Origin of the sequence: Endoryza foliicola, from assembly GCF_050589245.1 — a bacterium.
In the GTDB taxonomy this organism is placed as follows: domain Bacteria; phylum Bacteroidota; class Bacteroidia; order Chitinophagales; family Chitinophagaceae; genus Endoryza; species Endoryza foliicola.
The window spans coordinates 1-7,311 of record NZ_JBOBEW010000014.1 but is presented as its reverse complement, the minus strand read 5'-3'; the positions used below and the strand labels follow the sequence as shown (position 1 = coordinate 7,311).

Below are 7,311 nucleotides of genomic sequence, written 5' to 3'. Positions count from 1 at the left end.
GATCTACGAGCTCAGCTCAATGCGGTTCAGTTGAAGGCTTTGGACATCTTCATTTTTGGATGTGCTGTAGGATTGCGGTTTTCAGATTTAGTGCGGGTGACCTCGAAAGACATTAAAAAAATGGAGGGAGCTTGGTACCTGTCAACAGTTAGCAAGAAGACCAAAACCGCAAGCTTGGTTCGGTTACCCGATTATGCCATAGACATTGTGAAGAAGTACCAAGGGCGTTCCAAACGAATTGTGAAATTGTTTAGGGCAGGCAATCTACATGCCTTCAATACTGCTTTACGGTCTATTGGTGAAGTTGCGGGCTGGACTGAGGTGTTGGGAAAGCAGCGAACCCGTAATGGTAAGACACTAAATGTTACTGCCGCTAGTCAAACCCGGTTTTGTGATCTAATGAGTTCGCACTTAATGCGACGATCGGCGATTACCACCATGCTGCTTGCGGGTATGCCGGAACACTTGGTTCGCAAAATATCAGGGCATGCCACCAATAGCCCTTCGTTCTACAGGTATGTTAACTATACACAGCCTTTTTTAGATCAAGCCATTGAAAAAATGCACGACTTGCTCAAAAAGCAATAGCCAATACTCTGGAAACAATCATCACCCAGACTTTAAAATGTCAAAAAAGCAGTGTAGCTTTAGGGTAGTTCTTTGAGTTAGATGTAGCCCTCCGTTCGGGATGTTGATGCCCAATCGCTCTTTTACCGCCGGAAGCCAGTTTAGGTATGGGTTTAATGGGAAGGAGAATGATAATGATGTAAAAGGAACCGGAAATCAACAAGACTACGGAATGCGGATTTATGATCCGAGAATTGGGAAGTTTTTGAGTGTTGACCCATTAACGAAAAGTTTTCCTTGGTACACACCTTATCAGTTTGCTGGCAATATACCAATTGCGGCAATTGATCTAGATGGTGAGGAGCAAAAAATAATGATTAATTGGTTTGATGCAAATGGGAATGTTACAAAAAGTAAATTAGTAAAGTTTGACTTTATTAATGTTAACAAACTCTATAATTCTCTTCGACTTGGCTTAAACTCAGAAACAACATATACTTTAGAAGGTACCAAATTCAATTCAACTAATGCTAAATTCTCGTCTGGGTTTGAAGAATATAGAAAAGGAACAGGTAATCCAAGGAACCCTTATTCTGCTCCTATAAGGCCTAAAACTGGAATTCTCACATTTAACATAACTACTAATGATGACGGAAGTGAAAATATAAATATTACTTATAAAAATTCAGCAATAAGTATGAAAGAAGTGTATGCTGATGCTATCAGAGGCTTTAGTTCCGTAGTTAACGTCACGGGTACATCAATTGAAGCGTTAGGTTATGGAACATCCGCTTTGCCTGGAGCTCAAGAGCCTGGCTTAATTTTAATAGGAATTGGAAAGGGAGTTGGGACGCTTGGCGACGGAATAGGCATACTCGGGGATCTTGTTGATGGTAAAAAAGCAGACGCAAGCAAAAAATTCGCTTTTTTTGTTGGTGGGCTCGTAGTAGGCAAAGGGATAGCTAAATTACCCTTGAAAGATCGTGACCTTTTCAAGGAGTCATTAGATACCTATTTGGGAAAAGGAATTGGGTTTATTAAAGATGGATACTTTGATAATTGCAAAAAAGAAGTACAGGAATCAAATAACTTGGATATTAAAATTGAAACAAAAAAGAAATAATGAGCGAGGAAATTAAATACGATTTAGCCTTTATCTTATTAGGAGGGCTTACATTGATTCTTGGTATCTCAATAAAAAAAAGTGATTTACCAAGTATGATTTCGCGTAAATACGTGATAATAATACTTGGCGGCATATTCATAATTTATGGCGGGATTTCATTTATAGTGGATTTTAAAAGATAATTCTAATCGAATTGATATTCAATTTTAACGGCACCATCTTTAATATTATTATTTATTAGCTCTATTTCTTGATCGAGGTATTCACTTCCCATTGATTCGCTTGTTTCTTTTCGAATAGTGACTCCTTGTTGAATTAGAATTTGAATACCAGTATCTGAAAATTTAAGTACGTAGAACAGATTCCTAAATAATAAAATGAATTGTGCAATTTCTCGAATTCTACTTTCTTGAAATCCTTTCATTCAAGTCTTCGCTACTATACTTATGCCATTTTTTTTCAGGGTAATAAATTCGTTTCAACTTTGGCAGTGACAATAAGTAGCTAACATCTTGCTCTTCCACTACTGATTGTTGTAGATCAAGAATTTCTAGATTGGGTGTTTTAGAAAGTAAAAGTTTTAAAGAAGCTACTTTACCGTTATTGATATAAAAAAGCTCCTTAAGATTTGGCATAACCGGTAAATTTTCAATTGTAAGCTTTACGCATCGTTCGATATGTAAACAAATTAAATTTTCCATCACTTTATCGGTTGATTCGAAGTTACTTAAGCTGAGATTGTATGGAAGAGACAACCATCTTAGCTTTTTTAAGGATGCTAAACCAGAAAGACTTACAATACTACTTTGTCCAATTTTCAATGCTTCGAGTTGTGTCATATTAGAAATCTCTTGTAAGTCCTTTGTTTTTGTCTTATATTTAAACAGCCACAGATACTTTATGTTCTTATGTGAGTATAAATTTTTAATAGATCGAGTCCAATCCAATTTAAGCTCTTCGAGATTCGGGAAAAGCATTAGGTCGAATTCCTCGGTTGGGCTATTATCGAAACTCAGATATTTTAACTCTCTATGAGACTTCAATTCAGAAAAATCATCGATTCTAGCAACAATATGTAATCCTTCCACATATAAATCTTTTAAACATTTTAAATCACATTCCTTAAATCCACGAATATCATTTAGCTCAATGTTCTTTAGTCCGTAACTAATATAAAACTCCCGATTTTCATCAAGTCTATCGGAGCTAAAATTCAAATACAACGTATTTTCAAACATACGATGTTTAAACCCTTTCTTTTCGATTTCAGTAACTATTTCCTTATTCATAGATTATCATTTACTTCCTGTACTTGTTGGACCCGAATTCAATATAGTCTGATATTCAGCTTCAAGAGCCCTTTTCTCAGCCTCATCCGTGATATCTTCGAAGTACTTTTGTCCAGGAGAGTTTCGTGCATTTAATAGCTTCCCACCTTTAATATTTCCAGCATCCCTCATGGCGAAATACTCAAATATATAAGCTTTACGTTCACTGTCTACTTCAAACCATTGCATTACTCCGCCTTGTGTACCCGCTCTTTCCTTCAATGATATGTTTGCTCTTCCCTCTCCACCTTTACCAATATAAAACTTTCCGTCTTTTCGGACTATTTTATAAAATCCAGAGGGATTTAAAAAATCGCAAGGACTAACAGATGAATTGTGTGTTACATACCCTGTACCACTTACAACATAGGAATGGTAATTTTCAACCTCGAAATTATATACTACTTGAGGACTATAACTTTTCTTTATTTGAGTTAGAGGAACAAAAACCCTTCCTTTCGTAAATATCTTATCATTTATTTTTAAATCACATGCTTTTATCCAACCACGTAATGTCAAAAATGGGTGGTCGTAAGTAGCTTGAATTTTATCAAACTTTGTAGCAATGCTATATAAAGTATCAGTAGGATAATTGTAGACCTTTGTTACTTTGTTATATGCAAACTTTTTTAAACTATCGTTGAAAGACAAAACTGAATCTCCAATTTTTATCTCACTTATTCTTTTAAAGCCTCCTTTTGTCAATATTTTAGTTTCTACGGTTAAGCAACCACAAGGGCTTCCATTTACTCTTTTTAAAGAAGGAAACATCTCTGACAGTGCTTTACCATCAACACCCACCTTAAACAAAACACTTTTTATATCTTCAACCTTTAGACCAAGTTTTTCGAGTCCCTTTTTTACACCCTTGACGCCTGTAGTTGCTATTGCCTTTCCTACAATCGGCTCAAGTATTCCAATGCCACCTGAAATCATAAGTTGCTTTCCATCAACTTTCGAAAGTCCAACCTTTGCAACGTAATCAAACATACCCTTGATTCCATTAAAAATCATTTGTACTTTTTCATTTCCTACCATGTCAACCCCACTTTCCCAAGTTGCATCCCAAAGATCGACAGCCTCCCATGCACTTCCCCAATCTTTGACCTTATCGTCAAAAAGATATGCTGTTAACATTTGTGTGCCAACATTAACCGCAAAGTTTGCTCCATATTTGGCTACCAAACAAGGAATACAAATATCTCCTTTGGGATCATTGCCAAGTGTTGGCATATTGTTCGAAAAACCATATGGACTTTCATCAGCTAGATCCTGTGCTTTAGGATCAACACTTAGCCATCTTCCCGTTCTTGGATCATAAATTCTATAAAACGTAACTAGATGGCTGGCATCCTTCTCCATTCCATTAAACCCATACCTAAACTGGCTTCCGGCGGTATAGGAGCGATTGGGCATCAACATCCCGAACGGAGGGCTACATCTAACTCAAAGAACTACACTAAAGCGCAAAGTATTGTCAACTCAAATAACTATAAAAATGCCTTTGTATTTCATGATAATTAAAATTCGACTTTCGTCAAACACTGCGATTTAGTCTACCTAAGTATCTTAAATATAAATACAATGATCGATACAACACTAATAGCTAGAAAAATATAATGAAAATAATCTTTGTATCTATGCGGAGTATTGTAGTCAAAAACACGAATTGCGCTGTCATATCCATCGAGATACCTTATCAAAACAGAATCGTTGATTTTTAATTTAAGACAATCATCGTATGTAATAGGTATGGAAAATACAACTTGCTTGTTATTTTCGACTTTTATCCTGTTGCGATTTCTTGTTGAGCTGAGGCAATTGTCAGTTTTATATATGATACGTACTTTTTCGGTAACGCCTCTTGAAAATAATTCTTCAATTTCTATTTCCTTTTTATATTGGATTATAAATATAGCCAAAAAGGAAGCCGCAAAAATTAAATACATTTTCATTTTTATGTTTTTTCATTTATTGAAACGTTTCAACTCTTTTTATAAAATGGGTTAGGTATTTTACTTCCACTTGGTCCGGGGAAACTTTCAAAATATGGATAATATTTACCAAATTCATCAACCCACTTTTTTGAATAAACTCGACCCTGATTTGCTCCTTCTTGCACTGTATTTGACGTTGCTTTTTTTGTAGAGGTTGACAACACTTTAAGACTGTTAGCCTTCTTCCCATATGACTTAGATAGATCCACTGTCTTTTGAACAAGCTTAGGGTGAGTTTTGTAAGATTTGGAATTCCCTTTTCTTCCTTTTATTGTTTGGTTTGAGGTTTCCATTTTTTTTCCAGTTTTTTTAAGGTCTTCGCTCACTTTCGCTAGAGTTTCAATTTGATCATCTACCTTTTTCATCAATTTATCACCTATTGCACCACCAATTTTATCTGCAGCCACATCAATAGCAACCTTATCTATACTCACAGCGTCCCAACCGTCCATCTTACCATCCCCATTGTCATCTGCAGTATATTGCTTAGAAATGCTTTCCACTGTGCTTATAATGACCTCTCCTGCCTCTTTCAAAATCAGCTTTGTTACCGGTGATGCAGCTTTAGTAAGTAATGACATTCCTCCTGATAACTGTGCTGCTACACCTGATATAAAAGCTTGTTTATAGTTTATTTTTTTAAAAGCTTCCTCAAATGAGTCTCCGCTTAACCTATTGACCACAAATTGAGTAACAACATCTGCAACAAATCCTACGATAAATGGAATGAATGGAAAATCCCCTTCTGGATCTGAGCTTACAATAGGATTATTATTATTTGTTGCATATGGACTTATTGATTCAATTGGCTTTGGATCTAAGTTCCATCTGCGTCCTGTTCTAGAATCATACTCCCAGAAAAGTGCTGTTGTAATATTTTCATTAAGTTCTGTATCCTTCTCCTGCCCATTAAACCCATACCTAAACTGGTTTCCAGCGGTATAGGAGCGATTGGGCATCAACATCCCGAACGGAGGGCTACATCTAACTCAAAGAACTACCCTAAAGCTACACTGCTTTTTTGACATTTTAAAGTCTGGCTGATGATTGTTTCCAGAGTATTGGTTACTGCTTTTTCAGCAAGTCGTGCATTTTTTCAATGGCTTGATCTAAAAAAGGTTGTGTATAGTTAACATATCGGTAGAACGAAGGGCTGTTGGTGGCATGCCCTGATATTTTGCGAACCAAGTGTTCCGGCATCCCGGCAAGCAGCATGGTGGTTATGGCTGATCTCCGCATCAAGTGAGAACTCATTAGATCACAAAACCGGGTTTGACTAGCGGCAGTAACATTTAATGTCTTGCCGTTGCGGGTTCGCTGCTTTCCCAACACCTCAGTCCAACCCGCAACCTCGCCGATAGATCGTAAAGCTGTATTGAAAGCATGTAGATTGCCTGCCCTAAACAATTTTACAATGCGTTTGGAGCGCCCTTGGTACTTCTTCACAATGTCTATGGCATAATCGGGTAACCGAACCAAGCTTGCGGTTTTGGTCTTCTTGCTAACAGTTGACAGGTACCAAGCTCCCTCCATTTTTTTAATGTCTTTCGAGGTCACCCGCACCAAATCTGAAAACCGCAATCCTACCGCACATCCGAAAATGAAGATGTCCAAAGCCTTCAACTGAACCGCATTGAGCTGAGCTCGTAGATCAGTATCATATATCAAGTACCTCACACGATCCGGACTCAAGGCAATTACCGGAATGTCTTCTTTGAAAACATAGAGTTGGCTGATAAAATCGCCTATGGGAAGGTGTTTCTCTTTTTTGAGGTACTTGAAAAAGGTTTTGAGGGTCTTAATGACCATACCCAAGTAGTTGTCAAAGCCACCCCTCTTGTACACAAATTCACTGAAGCGCTTGAAGAACCGTTTCCAATAGGCCGATTCTTTCTGTTCTAAGCGCTTATTAAAGCCCTTCCAGACCCGAACAGTTAGTTTTGAGCTAGCAGCCTCTTCATAGGCCTGTAATAGCCTTAAAACAGTCTCGTAGTTCTTTGCGGTTCCAATACTCAAGGGGGCACCATTGGCTTTGCGGCGTTTACCTTTTCGAGTATCCGAGATAAACTCTTCAAAAAGGGGAAGTACTTCGTAGGAAGATCGCATGTTGAAAAATGTATATGTAAGGTTTAAGGGTTCCTGTGATGGTTGGTAACCAAGTAACAGGAAGGAGTCTAAGATAAGTATAAATCAGGGATTAAAAGTGTTAGCAAATGTCAAAAAAGCAGTGTAGCTTTAGGGTAGTTCTTTGAGTTAGAAGCAGCCCTCCGTTCGGGATGTTGATGCCAAACCG

At 37.4% G+C, this 7,311-nt stretch carries 9 protein-coding genes; 3 read left to right on the top strand and 6 right to left on the bottom strand.

The window, feature by feature from the left end:
- Both ACQ2HE_RS19630 and ACQ2HE_RS19625 read left to right on the top strand, forming a co-directional pair.
- The coding region (locus tag ACQ2HE_RS19630; RefSeq protein WP_430902491.1) for a tyrosine-type recombinase/integrase at window positions 1-588 on the top strand (588 nt) is incomplete at its 5' end.
- Window positions 589-688: 100 nt separating this feature from the next.
- Entirely contained in the window at window positions 689-1,690 is a 1,002-nt protein-coding gene (locus ACQ2HE_RS19625) for an RHS repeat domain-containing protein (RefSeq protein WP_430902490.1), read from the top strand.
- A gap of 187 nt (window positions 1,691-1,877) precedes the next feature.
- Here ACQ2HE_RS19625 and ACQ2HE_RS19620 read toward each other — a convergent pair whose 3' ends face one another.
- The 3 genes from ACQ2HE_RS19620 to ACQ2HE_RS19610 are packed head-to-tail and all read right to left on the bottom strand — an operon-like array spanning window position 1,878 to window position 4,437.
- A complete protein-coding gene (locus ACQ2HE_RS19620; RefSeq protein ID WP_430901864.1) occupies window positions 1,878-2,117 on the bottom strand; it encodes a hypothetical protein in 240 nt (79 codons plus the stop codon).
- A complete protein-coding gene (locus tag ACQ2HE_RS19615; RefSeq protein ID WP_430901862.1) occupies window positions 2,095-2,982 on the bottom strand; it encodes a hypothetical protein in 888 nt (295 codons plus the stop codon). Before ACQ2HE_RS19615 ends, ACQ2HE_RS19620 begins: the two co-directional genes overlap by 23 nt.
- Before the next feature lie 6 nt (window positions 2,983-2,988).
- The gene (locus ACQ2HE_RS19610) at window positions 2,989-4,437 is read right to left on the bottom strand and encodes a polymorphic toxin-type HINT domain-containing protein (RefSeq protein ID WP_430902492.1); all 1,449 of its coding nucleotides are present in this window, start codon (window positions 4,435-4,437) and stop codon (window positions 2,989-2,991) included.
- Between ACQ2HE_RS19610 and ACQ2HE_RS19605 the strand changes: the two genes are divergently transcribed.
- Window positions 4,363-4,545: a hypothetical protein gene (locus tag ACQ2HE_RS19605; RefSeq protein ID WP_430902493.1), complete on the top strand. Its 183-nt coding sequence runs from the start codon at window positions 4,363-4,365 to the stop codon at window positions 4,543-4,545. The two genes, ACQ2HE_RS19610 and ACQ2HE_RS19605, sit on opposite strands and share 75 nt — an antisense overlap.
- Before the next feature lie 32 nt (window positions 4,546-4,577).
- Here the strand turns inward: ACQ2HE_RS19605 and ACQ2HE_RS19600 are convergent, their stop codons facing one another.
- From ACQ2HE_RS19600 to ACQ2HE_RS19590, 3 genes are all read right to left on the bottom strand, one after another.
- The gene (locus tag ACQ2HE_RS19600; RefSeq protein WP_430902489.1) at window positions 4,578-4,976 is read right to left on the bottom strand and encodes a hypothetical protein; all 399 of its coding nucleotides are present in this window, start codon (window positions 4,974-4,976) and stop codon (window positions 4,578-4,580) included.
- A gap of 29 nt (window positions 4,977-5,005) precedes the next feature.
- The gene (locus tag ACQ2HE_RS19595; RefSeq protein WP_430902488.1) at window positions 5,006-5,983 is read right to left on the bottom strand and encodes a hypothetical protein; all 978 of its coding nucleotides are present in this window, start codon (window positions 5,981-5,983) and stop codon (window positions 5,006-5,008) included.
- A 100-nt stretch (window positions 5,984-6,083) separates the two neighbouring features.
- Window positions 6,084-7,124, bottom strand: coding sequence for a tyrosine-type recombinase/integrase (locus tag ACQ2HE_RS19590; RefSeq protein WP_430902487.1), 1,041 nt, complete (start codon window positions 7,122-7,124; stop codon window positions 6,084-6,086).
- Window positions 7,125-7,311: the final 187 nt, after the last annotated feature.

Bases quoted from the DNA above. Each gene is read 5' to 3' on its own strand.
- ACQ2HE_RS19625 (WP_430902490.1), top strand. From the start codon at position 689: ATGTTGATGCCCAATCGCTCTTTTACCGCCGGAAGCCAGTTTAGGTAT.
- ACQ2HE_RS19620 (WP_430901864.1), bottom strand. From the start codon at position 2,117: ATGAAAGGATTTCAAGAAAGTAGAATTCGAGAAATTGCACAATTCATT.
- ACQ2HE_RS19615 (WP_430901862.1), bottom strand. From the start codon at position 2,982: ATGAATAAGGAAATAGTTACTGAAATCGAAAAGAAAGGGTTTAAACAT.
- ACQ2HE_RS19605 (WP_430902493.1), top strand. From the start codon at position 4,363: ATGGCTGGCATCCTTCTCCATTCCATTAAACCCATACCTAAACTGGCT.
- ACQ2HE_RS19610 (WP_430902492.1), bottom strand. From the start codon at position 4,437: ATGCCCAATCGCTCCTATACCGCCGGAAGCCAGTTTAGGTATGGGTTT.
- ACQ2HE_RS19600 (WP_430902489.1), bottom strand. From the start codon at position 4,976: ATGAAAATGTATTTAATTTTTGCGGCTTCCTTTTTGGCTATATTTATA.
- ACQ2HE_RS19595 (WP_430902488.1), bottom strand. From the start codon at position 5,983: ATGTTGATGCCCAATCGCTCCTATACCGCTGGAAACCAGTTTAGGTAT.
- ACQ2HE_RS19590 (WP_430902487.1), bottom strand. From the start codon at position 7,124: ATGCGATCTTCCTACGAAGTACTTCCCCTTTTTGAAGAGTTTATCTCG.